Raw genomic sequence first — 16,725 nt, 5'->3', positions numbered from 1 at the left:
GCCTTTACGCCAAGTTCAACGCCCCGCCCTCGCAGAGCTCGGCCTTGCCAAAGGTCTTCAGGTCCTGGTGGCCCATGGCGTGCGCCAGAGTCATCCAGAGGCGGTTGTGGGCCACCTTGTCCAGCTTCAGGTGGCGACCCATCTTGATACCAGGGGCGCCGCCCACAATCACGCAGGGGATGTTGTCCAGCGTGTGGGAGTTACCTTTGCCCAGTTCGTTGGTCCAGACGATCAGGGTGTTGTCCAGCATGCTGCCTTCGCCACCCGCCTCGGGTGTCTCTGAAAGGCGCTTCGCCAGATAAGCGAGCTCGCCGCAGAACCAGGTGTTGATCTTCTTGAGCTTCTCGTAGGATTCCTTGTTGTCGTCCGGATCGTGAGAGAGCGAGTGGTGCCCGTCTTCCACACCGAGCCAGCGCATCTGCGCCTGCCCCACGGAGCGCATGTACTGCAGCGTCGCCACCCGAGTCATGTCGTTGGAGAGCGCGTTCACCAGCAGGTCGATCTGCATGCGGCTGATCTCCGGCGTGTTGTCGTTCACCAGTTCAATGCCGGGGTCGAGCTCGGGCATGGGGTGCTGCAGGGCCGCATCTGCCGCTGGGTTCTGCAACTCCTGCTCCAGGTTGCGCACCAGCATCATGTGCTGGTCGAGCAAGGCCTTGTCCCGGGCGCTCAGCTTGCTGGAGATTTTCTTGAGATCAGCGCTGACGTCATCCAGCACGCTGATGAGGCTGTCCTTGTCCTTCATCTTGCCATAGAGCTTGGCAAACATCTGATACGGATCATCAATCGGCGCGATGGGCTGGTTGGCCCCGGCATAGCTCATGCGGGTCCACGGGTCAGCGCGATTCGGCACCGCAACGCCGAACTCCAGCGAGCCAAAACGAGTCTTCGTCTCCGCACGCCCTTGCAGAAAGTTTTTGATCTCCTGGTCAATGGAGACGCTGCCAGCCCAGCCAGCCGGCTTGTCGGAGCCGCCCTGGATGTTGCCCGGCATCAGCTCGCTCGCGGTGAGCAGGCAGCTCATGCCACGCATGTGCTGGTCGCCGTCCCCACGGATCTTGTTGTACACGCCGTTGAGGATGAGCGTGCGGTCCTTGTACGGCTCCAGCGGCTTGAGGATGGACTTGAACTCGAAGTCCGCCCCCTCCTTGTCCGGCCAGAAATCCGCTGGCAGGGTGCCGTTGGGCGAGAACATGATGACCACCCGCTGACGACGCTGGGGCATCGGAGCGCCCGTCAGACTGGGCAGACCGGCGATGAACGGCAGCGTGGCGGCAGAGACTCCAAGATCGCGGAGGAACTGGCGGCGGTTCAGGGCTTTCATGATTTTGCGGGGGTGGCGTTGTTGGGGGGTGAAACGGGAGCGGGAGCAGGTGGCGTCGCGATCGGGGCCGGGGGCGGCGTGCTCTGGGGTGCAGGCACTGGTGCGGCCGCGGCTGCAGGCGCGGGTGCCGGAACTGGGGCCGGGGCAGGTGCCGGCTTGGGAGCCGGAGGTGCGGGAGGGGGCACTTCATCCATGGCCCCGATGACTGCGATCTCCGCCAGCAACTTCTGGATGTTGCAGCCTTCCTTGGTGAACTTGGTGCGCAGTGTTTCCAGCGTGTCAGCCCCGTAGGCGGCCACCGGCTGCTTCACGGTATGATGAAACAAGTGCCGGACAAAGGTGCGGTGTCCGCTCTCGCTGTTGGCCGCGTAGCTGGCGATGTCGCGAGCCCCATTGAGCTGGATGGTCTGGCCCTGCTCATTGGCAAAGTGTCCGGCGGGATCCACCGGCTTGTTCTTTTCCTGCGTACGCCAGCGGCCGATCGCGTCGTAGTTCTCCAGGCTGAAACCCAGGGGGTTGATGACGGAATGGCACGCCATGCAGGCGTTGTCCTTTGTCATCGCCGTGATCTTCTCCCGCATGGTCAGCGTGGGGTCGAAGTGGCTGTCCTCAAACTCTACCGCCATGGGGGGCGACTTAAGGGACATGCCCACGATGTTCCGGGTGAGGAACACTCCACGATGGATGGGCGAAGTGTCCTTGTTGTAGGCAAAGGCAGCCATCAGATACGGATGCGTCACCACGCCGGTGCGCTGTCCATTGGTGAAGCTCACCTTCTGAAACTCCGAACCGGGTGCGGCGGCATCGCCCTTGCCGTAGAACTTGGCCAGGGCATCATTGATCCACAAGTAGTCCGCCTGCAACAGCTCGCGATAGTCAGACTTCTCGCTCCACACGATCTGGTCCACGAACATCCAGAGCGACTCCCGGAGGTCCGCCAGCACGCGGTCATCAAAACCGGGGAAGGTCTTGGCATCCTTGGCAATCGTGCTGGCACGATCCAGCTCCAGCCAGTGGTGGAAGAAGCCGCGCAGCTTGGTCTTGGCACGGGGATCCGTGATCATCCTGCGGGCCACTGTGGCGACGCTGTTGCGATCCCTCAGCTTGCCCTCTGCCGCCATGCGGGTGAGTCCGGCGTCCGGGATGGAATCCCAAAGCTCCAGTGCCAGCCGCGAGGCCACGGTGAAGTCGTCCGGACGCTCCAGTTCGCTCAGGCTGGGATAGAGGAAACGAGGCGACTTGAGCGAGAGCATCACCACCCGCTTCACCGCTACTTCCGGCGTGGGCGACTTGGCGAACTGCGCATCCACAAAGATCTGCTTCTGCTCATCCGTGAGCGGACGGCGGAAGGCCGTCTCGGCGAACTTGCGGCTGAACTCCTTCAGCTTGTCCAAGCGGTCACCGGCTCCCGCCTTGGTTCCCGCCAGCCGGTCCAGGTTCTTCTCCACGTGCTCTGCCACCTCGATGGCCGCATCCGTGGTCGATTGCTCCCAGGTTTTGGAAACGCCCGCACCACGCTCGTAGCCTTCGCTGCGGTCGTCCGCGGGGAAGGTCGTATTCACCACCATGTGAATGCCACCGCCATTGGGCGTGAGATAGCGCTGGGGAATCACCTCCAGCGCACCATGCGGCGTCTTCCACATCAACTGGATGGAAGAGGCATCCTCCCGGTACTTGAAGAACTCCAGCGTGAAGGTGTAGCTGCGCCCGCCCAGCAGGAAGATGGTCTTCTTCTCCTCCCGCACATCCGGGCCGCTGCTCACCCAACCATCGATGATGGGGGTCTCGTTGTTGTTCACGAACAGACGGGCTCCGTTTTGCGTCTTCAGGACGAATTCATAGTTCCCCGTGTCCGGTGCAATCAAGCCGCCATCCCACCGGACGCGGAACTCATCGCTGGCCATCACGGCCTTGTCCGGGCTGTCTGCTCCGAACTGAAAAGCCACCTGACCATCCACGCGCTCAAAGCGATGTTTAGGCCGGTCCTTCTTCTCATCCTTGGCCTCGGCGGGCGGGCCCACAAAATCCGGCTCTGCCTGGGGCAGCATGAAGCCGTTATAACGCGCCTTGAGCCCCCGCTCGGCACCGGGAGGGCGGTCTGAACCGGGGCGAAAACGCCCCACCACGTCCGCCACGGAGGTCTGGTACTGCGCCACTGTCAGGCGAGTCAGGTCCTTGCGCGCGGGATTGTTCTTCGCCTGAGCTTCTGACGAATAGAACGCGTCATAGATGTAGGCCGCCACTTGGGCTGAGCCAGCCGCATCCAGCAGCTCCGGCTCATCCTCCGGCATGGTGCGGTCGATCCGCTTGGCCAGCGCTTCGAGAGTGCGATCGCCGTGCAGAGGCTCATCGTACTTGCCCGCCACGCCTTCACCCTTCGCGCCATGGCAATCCAGGCACATCTTCTTATAGATGACCGCGCCGGGATGCTCAGGCAGAGGGAGTTCCGCACCCACCCCGGAAATCGACCCCAGCGCCACCAAGAGCATTGGTAAGACCTGCGGGAGAAAACGGCGACGGGAAGAGCTGAAGTGATCCATTCGTAAACAATTCATTATCAGCGGGTTTAGGGAAACCAGTTCCGTCCCGCGTGCGATGAGGGTACGGATGGAAATTACGCGTCCCAGCGCACTTTTCTATCATCTTGAGGGACATTTAGCGGAGGACGTCACCACTTAAGTACGCTTGAGCGTCTGGTTGAGGGACGGAGGGGGCGAGATGCCTCTTTGAGTTCCACCAGGTCCAGTCAGCCAAGGAACCACGATGGCGAAACGCAGTCTGGGATTTCTCAAAACGACCTGTGCCGGAGAAGCCAGGGAGCGCACGCATCTTGCGTGCTGTTCGCGGCATCTTGCCGGGAACTTCAGTCAGCGAGTGCCCTCGCGAGGTGCAGCCAAACATACGTGCCACATCGCATCGGTCGACATGGAGGCGTTGAAGGTGTTGGGAGGAAAAGCGGATGTTGTCGGCCTTCCCACCTGAGTCTCATCATTAGACGGCACCCAACGTAGACTCGCTGGAAGCTCGCCAACGTTGGGCTCGTAGCCCCATCCTCTTCGAGGAAGAACTTCGACTGAGCCGGTGGAAGGCGCCGGTTCTTTGAGAAGGCCCGCCTCAGACTAAGTTGATCCCAGTATGGGATCTGTAGCACAGCCCAAGGTTGGACGAGCCCTAAGCGAGTCAACCTTGGGTAACGTCGCAGGAGATGATCAGGTGGGAAGGCCAACTGCATCTGCTTCGCCCCCATCACCATCAACACCTCCATGTCAGCCCCCTAGGTTCCTTGGCAGGCGCTAATTTCCCCGTATGCGATGTCGGTCCCATGAAGAACGATCGCAAACCCAAGGGGTGCTCCACGTTCGCGAGGGGTGCCAGTATCGACACCCAAACGTGCCCATCTAACCGCCTTTAGTTCCCAATGCAGTGGGAGGCATTGACAGCAATACCGACGACCCCTCTCAAACTCGAGCCCCCTGCAACGCCTCTTCAAAGCGAATCCCATCGTCCTCAGACAGAGAACCATAAGTCTCCTTGAGAACCCTTTCGCGCTCCTCCCGGTTGGTTGCGCTCATACGATGGACGTACCTTGCCACTTCGACGAGCTTGCGGAGCGGCATGCCCTGCAAGTCTCTCACGATGGTTTCCATCACGGTCATGACACACGTTACTCCCCCCAGCCGCCAAAATCAATCCCTCCTCTTGTTGCGTCCCGCCCATTGACTCCCTCCTCATCGTCGCCACCCTTCGGCGATGCCCAGTTTCGCCTTCTTTGACCTCGATCACACGCTGCTGCCTTTTGACACGCAGGCGCTGTTTGCGAATCACATGCTGCAACAGGATCGCGGGCGCACGGCTTATCTGATCCGCTTTGCGCCCATCGCGCTCCTCCGGGCGGCCAAGGTGCTGCCCACAGTGACGGCCAAGCGGGCCTTCATGGGCTACATGAAAGGGCTGTCCAGCGCGGTGCTCACGGAGCAGGCACGTGCCTTCGCCCAGCAAGTGGTGCGCCCTTGGGCCTATCCTGAACTGATGGCCGAGGTAGCGCGGCACCGGGCAGCGGGGCGTACCCTCATCCTGAACACCGCCAGCCCGGACGTGTATGCTCATGAGATCGCCAAAGCCCTCGGGTTCGACCACTGCATTGCCACCCAGGTCCAGCCCTCCGAGCGCATGCCAGCCCTCCCAGTCGTACTGGGCAGCAACAACAAGCGGGAGGCCAAGATCGTGGCCATGAAGAAGGCGGTGCCTGCCGTGGCGGCAGCAACACCCGAAGAGCTCCAGGACTCCTGGGCCTACTCCGACAGTGCGGCCGACCTCCCCCTGCTGGAACTGGCCGGACACGGGGTGCTCGTTCACCCCAATGAAGCACTGGAAGCCATCGGCAAAAGCCGTGGCTGGCAGGTGCTACACCCCAAGCGCCCCTATCAAAACAAGGCAGGCGATGTCCTGTGTTCCGCGCTCCAGGCCTTCGGGCTCTACAACACGCCCCCGCCGCGGGTTCAAGCGTAGAACACCTTCATCAGGCACAAACCGTCCGCCGGCGCGCACTGGTTGCTCTTGGTCCCCGTCGGGTCTTCCACCAGGGACTGCAACCAGCTCAGCGACTCCCTGCCCCGCGCCACATGCACCAGGCTGCCGACCATGAGGCGGACCATTTTGTAGAGGAAACCATCCCCCTCGAACTCGATCCGGAGCACCTCCCCCTCCGGGATCACTTCAATGCGGCGCACCGTGCGTGTGAGCCCATCTTCATCCTCGCGACGTTCGTCTTCGCTGATGTCCCCGCGGTTCGCGGAAAGCCGGGCAAAGTTGTGCGTGCCGGTGAGCAATGCCGCACCGGCCCTCAGGACCTCCAGGTCCACCACGCCGTAGATGTGCCAGGCCCGTCCCGCTTCAAAGGGTGACATCACCCCGCCCCTCCAGAGGCGGTAGGAATAAACCTTTCCCACAGCATCGAACCGGGCGTGAAAGTCTCCGTGGACTTCATCGCACTCCATCACGCGGATGGAGTGCGGCAGCCGGACATTGATGGCGCGAACCCAAGACTCCCGGCCCATCTTCAGCGCATCCGGCACATCGGCATGTGCCACCTGGGCCAGAGCATGCACACCGGCATCAGTGCGGCCGGAGCCCTGCACATTCACCTGGGTGCCGGTAAGGTCACGCAACGCGGCTTCCAGCCGGTCTTGAATCGTGTCGCCGCCCACTTGGGACTGCCACCCCTTCCACGGACGGCCGTCATAAGCGACGGTGAGTTTGAGCCTGCGAAATGACATGAATCGCGGAACGATTTAGGAAACAATCATCTCTTCTCAACGATAGTCCGGCTCATCAGGCAGGAGCCACGCTTCGCCACCAGCCTGCGTGTTCAGGTAGTCCTGCAGAATGGCCACGGCCGCCACCTGATCCACCAGCTTCTTCTGCTCCTTGGTCTTCTGCTTCCCTTCCAGACCCAGGCTGCGCTCTGCTGCCACGCTGCTGAGGCGCTCATCGACGAACTTCACCGGCACCTCGTGACGCAGAGCCTTGTTCAAACGATCGGCAAAAGCCTCCACCCGGGTGGCAGCTTCTCCACGATGCCCGTCCATTCGCAGCGGCAGTCCCAGGACAATGGTTGTCACCCGCTTCTGCCTCACGATCTCCGCGATCTCCTGCTCGACGGTGGGGCTGGTGTCGAGCGTCTTCAATGGGTGGGCGGCCAGGCCCAGTTCATCACTGAGAGCCAGACCGATCCTGACCGTGCCGTGATCAATGCCGAGAATGCGCATGACTTGAAAAGATGCCCTCAATCGCTGCGTGACGCAACCGCCTGCCCCTAGCGAAGTTCCGTGGGCAGACCGTCCACCAGCTTCTTGATGCGCTCCGCCTGGCTGCGATGCGCCACCAGCAGGGCGTCTGGAGTGGAGATCACCATCAGATCATGAACCCCGAGCAACGCGATGTGCTGGGGCGTCTGGGAGAAGACAAGATTGTTGGTGGATTCGATCTGGTTGAGCAGGCAGTTGTGCTGATTGCCCTCGTGATCCTTGGCCAGGTAAACACCCACTGAGGTCCAGTTGCCCACATCGTCCCAGTCGAAGGTGGCCTCCACATTCAGCACGCAGGGTGCTTTCTCCATCAGCGCGTAGTCGATGGAAAGCTTGGTCAGCTTGGGAAACCGTTCCTTCATCGTCGCATCAAAGTCCTCCGCAGTGGACAGCGCATGAATGAAGTCCGCCAACTCCGGGCAGTGTTGGGTCAGATTCTCCCGCACCGTCGGTACGGTCCAGAAGAACATGCCCGCATTCCAGGTGAAGTGCCCCTGCTCAAGAAACTGCTCTGCCAGGCTGGCGCTCGGTTTTTCACGGAAACGCACCACCTCATACACCGGCACGCCCCCGGCAGCGGGGTCGTCGAGGCGGGCTCCGCGCTCCACATAGCCATAGCTGGGGCAGGGCCAGGTGGGCTTGATGCCGATAGTCACCAGGTTGCCCCCTCTCTGCGCGGCCTCGCAAGCCGTCCGCAGCGCCCGCTGGAACTCGTCCGTGGCCTGAATGAGGTGGTCGGAGGGCAGCACCATCATGGTGGCCTGCGGGTCCCGGGCGGCGACCCAGGCGATCGCCAAAGCGATGGCCGGGGCGGTGTCCCGCTTCTCAGGCTCAGCGATGATGTTCTCCGCCGGGAAATCGGGCAAGGCCTCCCGCACGCCCTCCACCTGCTGGCAATTGGTCAGGATGAGGATGTTCTCCCGGGGCACCACCCCGGCGAGACGGTTGATGGTGTGCTCCAGCAGCGTCTTCTCATCAAACAAACGCAGAAGCTGCTTGGGCAGGCGATCCCGGCTCACCGGCCAGAAACGTTGGCCACTGCCTCCGGCGAGAACAAGGGCGTAAGTTTTCGAAGGGCTGGAAGCAGTGCTCATGGCAGGTGGGACGGGATGACATCGGGCCAGGCCCGAAAATAGGGAGGGAGGGCACCCTAGGACCATCGCCCTCAACCTCAAACGTGAATTTCTGTTTTCGTTTTGGCAGTTGCCAGCGTATAGTTTTCGAAATGACCCCTGCACCTCCGCGCTGGAACGACTCCGAACTGAACACCTATGCTGTTGCCACCGCATCCGCTGCGGCCGGATGTGCTCTGGGTATGCTTTTTGGTCGTGGGATGTCGCGCAAATCGTCGAACATCGCCTCGGTGGCCCTCCTGGCTGCTGGTGCTCTGATCGTGGCCCCTACGGTGACGGAAATTGTCTCCCGTCTGGCCAACCGCCCGTCCTCGGCCCGGGGCAGCCGCAAGCGTCTGGAAAGCATCCGCAACGGTGCCGTGCCTGAAGGTGCTGACATCTACCCCCTGGGCGACGAAAACTGATCGCTGAGCGAAGTACTGCTCTCCTTTTTCAAGCGGCTGCATCTTCTCCAAGGTGCGCCGCTTTTTTCATGGATCCAGAGTGCGCCTCATCAGGCATCAGGCATCGCCCGGCTCCTTGCGCTGCACCAGGACAAACTGGAAGCGCAGGTCAAACGCGCCCCGGTTGTGCTTGCGACAGCAGGCGAGACACGCCGTGTGACGGCGAAAGCGCTTCACCCGTTCCACCTTCATCTGACAGACGGGACAGGCGTAAACGAACTTCCGCTGCTGCTTCGTCCGCGGCAGAGGCAGCGTATGACGGGCGCTTTCATCGGGGATGCCGAGGTCCGCGCAGGCCTGGCGCCACTCCAGCCCGTGGGGCTCGATCCGCCGCCGGCCCGCCCGGGCGTAGGCGATGAGGTGAGCCAGTTCATGTTTCAAGGTCCGGTCCACCTGCCCTTCGAAATCCACGAGCCGGGGATTCAGTTCCACCAGCCACTGGGGCCAGCGGGCATAGCCAGCCGTGCTGCGCAGCTTGGCGTTCCACACCACCTGCACTTTCCCAGCACCTTCGGCCATTCCCAGCCCCAGCAACCACTGCCGGGACTCGGCCTCCAGCTTGGCATCCCGTCCCCGCAGGGAGCGGGCGGCCGACGATGAGGCCGTCGCCGGCTCCATGTCATCGGGCCCAAGTTCGCCCTCACCTTGGCTTTCATGATCGTGGGCGTGGGCGTGGCCGTGATCGCAGCACTGTTCCAGCGCCTCCTCAGCCCGTCCGGCTGCCGTCGAGGCCGGTGTGACCAGCTTCTCCAAAAACTCAAACCACATCTGACGCTGGGCCGTCTTGGGAATCATCTGAAGCAGAGGGTAGCATAATCTGGCCCATTGCAAGCGACGGCGGCGTGACAAGATACACCCTTGTTACAAGCCAATGTCGGGTCGGTCGTCTGGCGAGAGGGGCTTCTGGCGGGCCGTCTTGTCATAGGTACGCTGCACCTGATCTGCCATCACCAGCAAAGTGTCTGGAGGGATGCTTTTCATCAGGAAGACGTTGGCTCCGACGGTGCTGCGCGCGCCCAAGGTGGTATCGCCACCGAGGATGATGGCATTCGGGTACACCGTGACGTGATCCTCGACGTTGGGGTGCCGCTTGGTGCCCTTCACAATGTGCCCTTCCTCATCTTTCTGGAAGCTGCGCGCCCCCAGGGTGACGCCGTGGTAGAGCTTCACGTGGGAGCCGATCACGCAGGTCTCGCCGATGACGACGCCTGTGCCGTGGTCGATGAAGAAATGGGAGCCGATCTGCGCACCCGGATGGATGTCGATGCCGGTGCGGCTGTGCACCCACTCCGTCATCATGCGAGGAATCAAAGGCACCCCCGCCCGGTAGAGGATATGGGAAAGCCGCTGGATGGCGATCGCCTCCAGACCAGGGTAAGCGAGGATGATCTCATCGTAGCTCTTCGCCGCGGGATCGCCGTCATAGGCCGCCTCCACATCCGTCTGCAGGAGCCGACGGACGACGGGAAATCTCTTGAAGAACTGGCAGGCCAACTCATGAGCCCGCGTGCGGTTGTCCGTACGGGCAGGGTCGGCGAGCCGGAAGCTGTGCTCCATCTCTTCCGCCAGCCGGTCGCGAATGCCCTGCACCAGCTCATTGGTGATGAGCGGCAGTTCAGCCGTAGACACCGCCTCCGCTGCGAAGAAGCCAGGAAAGAGCAGTTGCAGGAGATCTTCACACAGAGACGCAATCACCCGTTTGGAGGGGAGATTGGCACAATCGAGGTGATTGATGCCGCCGACTTCCTGGTAGGACTTGAGCAGTCCACTAACGAGATCTTCCTGTGGGCAATCCATTTGGCAATAGCGAGGGACGATGAAAGCAGAGGGGAATGGGACAGGCGACTAAAGTCACACGCCCCGTTCCTCCCCATCATGGAACGAACTTGCCGGGATTCAAGATGCCAAGCGGATCAAGTGCAGCCTTGAGGCGACGATGCACCTCCATTGCCCCGGCTCCGATGGCCTCGGGGAACCAGCGCTTCTTTGCGATCCCAATGCCGTGTTCTCCGGTAATGGCCCCACCCAATGCCAGCACGTGATGGAAGAGGCGGTCCAGGGCGACCTCCGCTTTCTCCCGCTGCACCGGGTCTTCCATGTCCGCCACCATCACATTGACGTGGATGTTGCCGTCCCCAGCATGGCCAAAGCAGGCGACGGGGAAGCCGCTCTCCTCCTGCAGCTTGGAGGCAAAACTCACCAACTCCACCAGGCGACCACGCGGCACCACGATGTCTTCATTGAGCTTGATCAGCCCCGTGGCCCGCAGGCTGTAGGAGAACTCGCGGCGCAGGGTCCAGAATTTCTCGCATTCCGCGTCGCCTACCGCGGCACTGATGGAGACCGCGCCCAAGCCTCGCAGCAGACTCTCGATGGCCTTGAGTTCCAGCGGCACCGTGTTCTCCTGGCCATCCACTTCCACCAGCAGGTGGGCCTCACCCTCTGGCACAGAATCGCCCACATAGTCACGAGCCGCCCGAAGCGTGAAGCTATCAGTAATCTCCAGGGCGGACGGCAGATGCCCGCTGCCCAGGATCCGCTGCACGGCGGCGGCGGCTTCGGCAAAGGTGGCAAATCCCACGGAAAGCATCGCACGCAGCGGCGGATGCGGGATGAGACGCAGGGTAGCCTCCGTCACCACGCCGAGGAGGCCCTCGCTGCCAGTGAAGAGACCCACGAGATCGAAGCCGGTCTTGTTCTTGTGGCAACGACCGCCCGCTCGCAGGATCGTGCCATCAGGGATCACCGCTTCGAGGCCCAGCACGTAGGGCCGCGTCACCCCGTACTTCAGGCAGCGCGGTCCACCGGCATTGGTGGAGATGTTGCCTCCCAGAGAGCACTCCTTGAGGCTCGCCGGGTCGGGTGGGTAGAACCAACCGCGCTCTTTCACCGCCTTCTGCAGATCACCGGTGATCACCCCTGGCTGCACCACCGCCACGCCATCCGCTTCATTGATTTCCAAGATGCGGTTCATCTTTGCCAGCGAGAGGGCGATGCCGGCCTGGAGCGGCACGCAGCCCCCCACATACCCCACCCCTGCGCCGCGCGGCGTCACCGGGATGCGCCTTTCCGAGGCGAACTTGAAAAGCGCGCTCACCTGCTCTGTGCGCTCGGCAAACACCACCACGTCTGGGCGGGCCGAGGCAAACCACTTGTCCGTGCTGTGCACCGCCAGCACCGGCTCTTCGACCGAGACACAGGAGGGTCCGAGGAGGGAGGTAAGTTCAGAAATGTAGGAGCCAGGGGAGGACATGGGACGGGAATATTCTCACACGAAGGCACAAAGGCACGCAGGTTTTGAGGTTTCATCCCTCCAGACCTGGGCACGATTGGGACTTGCTCCCCGGATGGGAAGTGGCGACATTGACACATCCCAATGCGCTTCTTCACCCCGAGTTGGCAAAAATTTGATCGGCTACCAGAAGGTCTCCCCCAACTGAGCTATATCTTCGCCAAGGACGTTGAGCCTGAATGGCGGAAAGCAACCTATCCGAACTTGAACGAAGGCCGCAGGATGGCGGTGCGATTTTACTGGTTCACCTCCGAGCTCAACAACGACGGACTGCAGCATTACTTCTGGAATCCCAGCGGAAAATTCGCGGCGGATCAAATCCAGGATTTCTTCGAGATTGGCTGCCCAAACGCAGGCAACATCCTGACCAGCGCCACCCGCAAGCTCTTTGGCACCGCCATGCCAGCCGTGGACATCACCGAGCGCCGCCGCCAGATTGACGCCTCATATATACCTCATTCCGACGACGATGATGATCACCATCACGATGATGGCGACCACGACCATGATCATGATCAGTTCTCTCTATTGAGGGACAAGGACGATCTCAAGGAAGAAACAGAAGAGCTTCGGCAGCTGGAAAAAACTTTGGCGATGGGGCTATGCTCGTGGTTCCGCGCCAACCCTCAGTACTTCACAAGGCTGCGGTAAGGCAGGGCACATCTCGCTGACGGGAGATGAAAATTCTCACACGAAGGCACAAAGGCACGAAGGTTCTGATGACTGGAAGTCCAGAATAGTTTGTGCGAAGAGTGATGAAATGACTGAAGAGCTTGAGAGAATCGCCAAGGATGTAGTAGATTCAGCAATCAAGATCCATATGGCGATCGGACCAGGACTCTTGGAGAGCGTTTACCTGGTAATTCTTGAGAAGAAGCTCAAGGATTTGGGCTATCAAGTGGAGCGCGAAAAAGCGATTCCTGTTGTGTTTGAGGGGATCAAGTTCGAGATGGGTTTCCGGGCTGATCTGATCGTCAACAGTTGCTTCATTGTGGAGCTGAAGTCGCTGGAGAAAATGAGTCCAGTGCATGCCAAACAACTCCTCACCTATCTCAAGCTCGCAAACTGTCGCCTCGGCCTTCTCATCAATTTTGGGGAGGAAGTGCTCAAGAACGGGATTCGACGCATCGCAAACTGAAGATTGGCTCTGCAAAAACCTTCGTGCCTTTGTGCCTTCGTGTGAGAATAAATCACTCACACCCAAGGCCCCACATCTCCCACAACCTCGGCACGAACACCACTGCGCCCACTGCGGCAGCGGTGAATGCGGCCACCAGTACGGCTCCGGCAGCGACATCTTTGGCCAGGCCGATCAATGGGTGCGGATCCTTTGAAATCACATCACAGGCGATCTCCAGCGCAGTATTGAAGATCTCTGCCACCCAGACCAATCCGATGGCCAGCATCAAGGCCAGCCACTCGATGCGGGACACCTGCAACCCGATGCCGAGGCCAACGACAGCCAGAGAGGCGAGCGCATGCCAGCGGGCGTGCCGCTGGGTCTTCACCACGTGAACCAGACCTTGCCAGGCGTGACGGAGAACCGGGAACTCCAGCTTCATGGCTCTGAAACCGTCTCTGATCGGCGACCCGCCCTATCGAGGAAATAAATCACCACGCCCACCACCAGGGTGGCCGCACCCCAGGCGGTCTCCACCGGGCGACGGATGACCAGGGAAAACAGCATCCAGCCCACCACGGCAGCGAAGATGAGCGGGGGCAGCGGATAGAGCGGCACGCGGAAGGGACGCTCCAGTCCGGGCTGACGCCAGCGCATCCACGGCACGGCCAGCACACACAGGAGGGAGCAGCCGAGCAGGAGGGTTTCAATGTACAACAGGAGCTGGTCGAATGTGCCCGTCAGCATGAGAGTGAGCACCACCACGGTGATCACCAGCACCGCCAGCCAGGGAGCGCCCACCGCATTGGTGTAGGTCATGGAGCGCAGGATGCGCCGGTCCTGCCCCATCACCCGAAGCACACGGGTGCCGGAGAAGAGCATGGCACTGACGTGCGCCACCAGGCCGAAGGCGATGAGCGTCCCCATGGCATCTCCGCCGCGCTGGCCAAAGATGGCGCGCCCGGCGATGAGCGCGCTCTGCATGTTGCCAGTCATCTCCTGCCAGGGTGCGCCCACCAGGAAGACCGCATTGAGAGCCACATAGAGGAGGGTCACCGCCGATGTCCCAATGATAAGCGCACGCGGCAGGTTCCTAGCCGGGTTCTCGATTTCGCCAGCGATGTAGGAGGCGGCATTCCAGCCAGCATAGGCGTACATGACGAACACCAGCGCCACGGCGTAAGGCTTGCTGAGGAAATAAGCCCCGTCACCCGGGCGGGGCTGCAACAGCTCCCAACGCCCTTGCCCCAGCCAGCAGGCACCGACGATAAACGAGAACACCAACGTGACCTTCAGGATGGTGAAGCCCAGCTGAAAACGCTCGATAAACTTCAAGTGGCAGAGCTGCACCCCCATGATGACAAGCACCAGCCCCACGGACAGCGCGGTCTCGTTCAAGCCTGGCACAATGCCATGCGTGTAGCTGCCGAAGAGCTTGGCGGCGGCGGCGATAGGAGCGGCAAACCCTGCCGTGAGGGAGATCCAGCCCGCCAGAAATCCCACGAGCGGGTGGTACGCGCGGGAGAGCAGGTGGTACTCCCCGCCAGACCGCGGCATCATGGCCCCCAGCTCCGCATAACAAAACGCCCCGCACAAGGAAACCACGCCCCCGATCAACCACAGGATGAGGATGGGAAAACCGGAGGGGATGTCCGCCAGCTGAAATCCCACGCTGGTGAACACGCCGGTGCCGACCATGCTGGCAACCACGATGGCCGTTGCGGCGGTGAAGGAGAGACGGGCGGGCGGCATCGGGGGCTCTGTAGCATGCCCGGGCCGGGCTGGCCAGCAGAAGCACGGTTTTGCGCTTCCTCTTGTCATGTTCTCTGCTAGTCTCGCGCCCGATGCGTCCCTGCGTACTCCCCCTTCTCCGGACCCTGCTGGTCTCCCTCCCCCTCCTGACCCTCACCCACTGCGGCAGCAGCTCCAAGCCCGCGCAACCAACCGGAACGGGCACCCAGGTGCTCCGTGCAGAACCGGCAGGGGATGGGGAATTATTTCCCGCAGCCACGGGAGTCGCCGTACCGGTGGCGTCCGCAGCGCTCAATGACACCGCCCGGTTCCTGGCTGGCATGCCGCCGGTGAACGGGCAGGACGCCTTTGGCCACCTCCGCAGTTCCGCTGCCTGGAAAAACCATTCCCTGCGCATGAACTCCCTCTGGCGCGACTTCGAGTGGCGTCACGGCCGCCCCGTCAATCAGTGGGCGCAGTCGGAAATCAGTGACCTCCGTGGCAGTCCCGCCGTTTTCTATCCCTTCAGCGGCCCTGACTTTCTCTTTGCCAGCGTGTTCTTCCCGTACTCAGAAACCTACCTGATGTGCGGTCTGGAGGCCTGCGATCCCCTCCCTGCCTGGGAGACGGTGACCGAGTCGGACATTGATGTGGGTCTGGACAGCCTCTGGAACTCGCTCGATACCGTCCTGCAATTCTCGTACTTCATCACCAAGGAGATGCGCCAGGACCTGCAGGCTTCCCGTTTCCGAGGAGTGCTGCCGGTATTCCTGGTCTTCATTGCTCGCACCGGCCACGTCGTGGAGTCCATCGAAGCGGCCCGACTGGATGACAACGGCACCCCTGTTGTCTCTGCGGCCACCCAGAGCACGTCACCAGGCCTGCTCATTCGCATCAGTGGTCCGCACGGACCCAAGCGGATCTACTATTTCACGCAGAACCTGTCGAACGACGCCTTGAAGCCCAACGGCCCCTTCCTGCGCTACGCCACCAGCCTGGGCCGCCCGGCGACGCTGGCGAAGAGCGCCTCCTACCTCATGCACGAGTCCTACTTCTCCAACGTGCGGAACTTCATCCTGGTGCAGAGTCGGGGCGTCGTGCAGGACCCCAGCGGTGTGCCCTATCGCAACTTCATCGACCAGAACTGGAAGGTGAACCTCTATGGCAACTACCAGGGCGTGCAGGATATCTTCAAGGAGTACGAGCAGCCAGACCTCCTCAACGCCCAGCAACAACAGGGCCCGCGTCCGCTGAGCTTCGGCATCGGCTACCTGAACATGCCGGCCAATACGAGCCTCATGGTGGCGCGCCCCCAGTAGCTCATTCCCGACGGAAAGTTCACTTCAAGGTCAGGAGCACCGGCCCGCGCTCATGCCGGTGCTCTATGACGAGCTTGCCGCCCTGCGGCCCGACCACAAGCATCTGCTCCGTGTGTTTGGAGGTCTGATCAAAGAGGAGCTGGCTCTTGACCCCTCCGTCCTTCGCAGCTGTCGCCAAAGGAGTGCCTGAGTGGAAGTAGATGCTCAGGGGACGGGCCGCCCCGGGATCCAGCTCTAGATCCAGGAGCCTCACCGCCACCTTGGGACTTTCTTTGATCTGAATGGTGGACACCATGCCGCCAGGAATGCGCACGGTGTTGACGGAGCCTTCGGAAAAATCGCAATTGAAGAGTTTGACCTCTGCCATGGTCACCCGGGGTCGAGGTTCCGCCCGGCACCCTTTCAGGATCGCTCCCGCCGTCCCGATCACCAGCAACAATCCCAAGGCTGTGATTACAAGCCGCACTCGACTCATGGCTGCCAATTCAAATTCACCCCATGTTAACACAGCATGGCGGTCATACCGCCACGCTTTTTTTGGCAGCGCACGAAGCTT

The 16,725-nt window shown here is 61.5% G+C and carries 17 protein-coding genes; 5 read left to right on the top strand and 12 right to left on the bottom strand.

The annotated features are described in order from the left end of the window. Positions 1-4: 4 nt before the first annotated feature. The 3 genes from BV106_RS09545 to BV106_RS09535 form a co-directional block, all read right to left on the bottom strand. The gene (locus tag BV106_RS09545; protein ID WP_038163840.1) at positions 5-1,324 is read right to left on the bottom strand and encodes a DUF1552 domain-containing protein; all 1,320 of its coding nucleotides are present in this window, start codon (positions 1,322-1,324) and stop codon (positions 5-7) included. Beyond that, entirely contained in the window at positions 1,321-3,879 is a 2,559-nt protein-coding gene (locus BV106_RS09540; protein WP_265595491.1) for a DUF1592 domain-containing protein, read from the bottom strand. The genes BV106_RS09545 and BV106_RS09540 overlap by 4 nt, the downstream gene beginning before the upstream one ends. Positions 3,880-4,782: 903 nt before the next feature. Then, complete coding sequence (locus BV106_RS09535; RefSeq protein ID WP_038163837.1) at positions 4,783-4,980, bottom strand: hypothetical protein; 198 nt, start codon at positions 4,978-4,980, stop codon at positions 4,783-4,785. Positions 4,981-5,074: 94 nt separating this feature from the next. Between BV106_RS09535 and BV106_RS09530 the strand changes: the two genes are divergently transcribed. Further along, positions 5,075-5,833 (top strand): HAD-IB family hydrolase, encoded by a 759-nt coding sequence (locus tag BV106_RS09530; protein ID WP_038163834.1) that lies wholly within the window; start codon positions 5,075-5,077, stop codon positions 5,831-5,833. Here the strand turns inward: BV106_RS09530 and truA are convergent. Genes truA through BV106_RS09515 form a run of 3 tightly spaced genes read right to left on the bottom strand, consistent with a single transcriptional unit; the run spans position 5,824 to position 8,225 of the window. Beyond that, complete coding sequence (truA, locus tag BV106_RS09525) at positions 5,824-6,600, bottom strand: tRNA pseudouridine(38-40) synthase TruA (RefSeq protein WP_038163831.1); 777 nt, start codon at positions 6,598-6,600, stop codon at positions 5,824-5,826. The genes BV106_RS09530 and truA overlap by 10 nt on opposite strands. 36 nt (positions 6,601-6,636) lie before the next feature. Further along, entirely contained in the window at positions 6,637-7,092 is a 456-nt protein-coding gene (gene ruvX / locus BV106_RS09520) for a Holliday junction resolvase RuvX (protein WP_051945519.1), read from the bottom strand. 47 nt (positions 7,093-7,139) lie between these two features. Continuing rightward, positions 7,140-8,225 (bottom strand): sugar phosphate nucleotidyltransferase, encoded by a 1,086-nt coding sequence (locus tag BV106_RS09515; RefSeq protein ID WP_038163829.1) that lies wholly within the window; start codon positions 8,223-8,225, stop codon positions 7,140-7,142. A 131-nt stretch (positions 8,226-8,356) separates the two neighbouring features. Here BV106_RS09515 and BV106_RS09510 point away from each other — a divergent pair, with 131 nt between their 5' ends. Beyond that, complete coding sequence (locus BV106_RS09510; RefSeq protein ID WP_038163827.1) at positions 8,357-8,668, top strand: hypothetical protein; 312 nt, start codon at positions 8,357-8,359, stop codon at positions 8,666-8,668. Positions 8,669-8,764: 96 nt separating this feature from the next. On the opposite strand, the gene BV106_RS09505 is transcribed toward BV106_RS09510, so the two are convergent. The 3 genes from BV106_RS09505 to BV106_RS09495 form a co-directional block, all read right to left on the bottom strand. Then, positions 8,765-9,502 (bottom strand): SprT-like domain-containing protein, encoded by a 738-nt coding sequence (locus BV106_RS09505; protein ID WP_038163824.1) that lies wholly within the window; start codon positions 9,500-9,502, stop codon positions 8,765-8,767. A 66-nt stretch (positions 9,503-9,568) separates the two neighbouring features. Next, positions 9,569-10,504, bottom strand: a complete 936-nt coding sequence (epsC, locus tag BV106_RS09500) for a serine O-acetyltransferase EpsC (RefSeq protein WP_038163822.1) — start codon at positions 10,502-10,504, stop codon at positions 9,569-9,571. 76 nt (positions 10,505-10,580) lie between these two features. Further along, positions 10,581-11,960: an FAD-linked oxidase C-terminal domain-containing protein gene (locus BV106_RS09495; protein WP_038163819.1), complete on the bottom strand. Its 1,380-nt coding sequence runs from the start codon at positions 11,958-11,960 to the stop codon at positions 10,581-10,583. Positions 11,961-12,083: 123 nt separating this feature from the next. On the opposite strand from BV106_RS09495, the gene BV106_RS09490 reads away from it, so the two are divergent. Together BV106_RS09490 and BV106_RS09485 are read left to right on the top strand one after the other, a co-directional pair. Continuing rightward, positions 12,084-12,650 (top strand): DUF4375 domain-containing protein, encoded by a 567-nt coding sequence (locus BV106_RS09490; protein ID WP_038163817.1) that lies wholly within the window; start codon positions 12,084-12,086, stop codon positions 12,648-12,650. Positions 12,651-12,759: 109 nt separating this feature from the next. Beyond that, positions 12,760-13,137, top strand: coding sequence for a GxxExxY protein (locus BV106_RS09485; protein WP_029190163.1), 378 nt, complete (start codon positions 12,760-12,762; stop codon positions 13,135-13,137). 52 nt (positions 13,138-13,189) lie between these two features. On the opposite strand, the gene BV106_RS09480 is transcribed toward BV106_RS09485, so the two are convergent. Then, positions 13,190-13,561: a diacylglycerol kinase family protein gene (locus BV106_RS09480; protein ID WP_038163814.1), complete on the bottom strand. Its 372-nt coding sequence runs from the start codon at positions 13,559-13,561 to the stop codon at positions 13,190-13,192. Then, positions 13,558-14,871, bottom strand: coding sequence for an amino acid permease (locus BV106_RS09475; RefSeq protein ID WP_051945518.1), 1,314 nt, complete (start codon positions 14,869-14,871; stop codon positions 13,558-13,560). Before BV106_RS09475 ends, BV106_RS09480 begins: the two co-directional genes overlap by 4 nt. Positions 14,872-14,963: 92 nt before the next feature. Here BV106_RS09475 and BV106_RS09470 point away from each other — a divergent pair, with 92 nt between their 5' ends. Next, positions 14,964-16,169, top strand: a complete 1,206-nt coding sequence (locus tag BV106_RS09470; protein ID WP_051945516.1) for a hypothetical protein — start codon at positions 14,964-14,966, stop codon at positions 16,167-16,169. A gap of 19 nt (positions 16,170-16,188) precedes the next feature. On the opposite strand, the gene BV106_RS09465 is transcribed toward BV106_RS09470, so the two are convergent. Next, positions 16,189-16,536, bottom strand: a complete 348-nt coding sequence (locus BV106_RS09465; protein ID WP_265595490.1) for a hypothetical protein — start codon at positions 16,534-16,536, stop codon at positions 16,189-16,191. Positions 16,537-16,725: the final 189 nt, after the last annotated feature.

Origin of the sequence: Verrucomicrobium sp. BvORR106 (assembly GCF_000739655.1) — a bacterium.
GTDB lineage: Bacteria > Verrucomicrobiota > Verrucomicrobiia > Verrucomicrobiales > Verrucomicrobiaceae > Verrucomicrobium.
The sequence above is the reverse complement of the archived record's forward strand: the minus strand, read 5'-3'. Positions and strand labels throughout refer to the sequence as shown.

Excerpts from the sequence above, each read along its gene's own strand:
- BV106_RS09545 (WP_038163840.1), bottom strand. The coding sequence starts at position 1,324 with ATGAAAGCCCTGAACCGCCGCCAGTTCCTCCGCGATCTTGGAGTCTCT.
- BV106_RS09540 (WP_265595491.1), bottom strand. The coding sequence starts at position 3,879 with ATGAATTGTTTACGAATGGATCACTTCAGCTCTTCCCGTCGCCGTTTT.
- BV106_RS09535 (WP_038163837.1), bottom strand. The coding sequence starts at position 4,980 with ATGACCGTGATGGAAACCATCGTGAGAGACTTGCAGGGCATGCCGCTC.
- BV106_RS09530 (WP_038163834.1), top strand. The coding sequence starts at position 5,075 with ATGCCCAGTTTCGCCTTCTTTGACCTCGATCACACGCTGCTGCCTTTT.
- truA (WP_038163831.1), bottom strand. The coding sequence starts at position 6,600 with ATGTCATTTCGCAGGCTCAAACTCACCGTCGCTTATGACGGCCGTCCG.
- ruvX (WP_051945519.1), bottom strand. The coding sequence starts at position 7,092 with ATGCGCATTCTCGGCATTGATCACGGCACGGTCAGGATCGGTCTGGCT.
- BV106_RS09515 (WP_038163829.1), bottom strand. The coding sequence starts at position 8,225 with ATGAGCACTGCTTCCAGCCCTTCGAAAACTTACGCCCTTGTTCTCGCC.
- BV106_RS09510 (WP_038163827.1), top strand. The coding sequence starts at position 8,357 with ATGACCCCTGCACCTCCGCGCTGGAACGACTCCGAACTGAACACCTAT.
- BV106_RS09505 (WP_038163824.1), bottom strand. The coding sequence starts at position 9,502 with ATGATTCCCAAGACGGCCCAGCGTCAGATGTGGTTTGAGTTTTTGGAG.
- epsC (WP_038163822.1), bottom strand. The coding sequence starts at position 10,504 with ATGGATTGCCCACAGGAAGATCTCGTTAGTGGACTGCTCAAGTCCTAC.
- BV106_RS09495 (WP_038163819.1), bottom strand. The coding sequence starts at position 11,960 with ATGTCCTCCCCTGGCTCCTACATTTCTGAACTTACCTCCCTCCTCGGA.
- BV106_RS09490 (WP_038163817.1), top strand. The coding sequence starts at position 12,084 with ATGCGCTTCTTCACCCCGAGTTGGCAAAAATTTGATCGGCTACCAGAA.
- BV106_RS09485 (WP_029190163.1), top strand. The coding sequence starts at position 12,760 with ATGACTGAAGAGCTTGAGAGAATCGCCAAGGATGTAGTAGATTCAGCA.
- BV106_RS09480 (WP_038163814.1), bottom strand. The coding sequence starts at position 13,561 with ATGAAGCTGGAGTTCCCGGTTCTCCGTCACGCCTGGCAAGGTCTGGTT.
- BV106_RS09475 (WP_051945518.1), bottom strand. The coding sequence starts at position 14,871 with ATGCCGCCCGCCCGTCTCTCCTTCACCGCCGCAACGGCCATCGTGGTT.
- BV106_RS09470 (WP_051945516.1), top strand. The coding sequence starts at position 14,964 with ATGCGTCCCTGCGTACTCCCCCTTCTCCGGACCCTGCTGGTCTCCCTC.
- BV106_RS09465 (WP_265595490.1), bottom strand. The coding sequence starts at position 16,536 with ATGGCAGAGGTCAAACTCTTCAATTGCGATTTTTCCGAAGGCTCCGTC.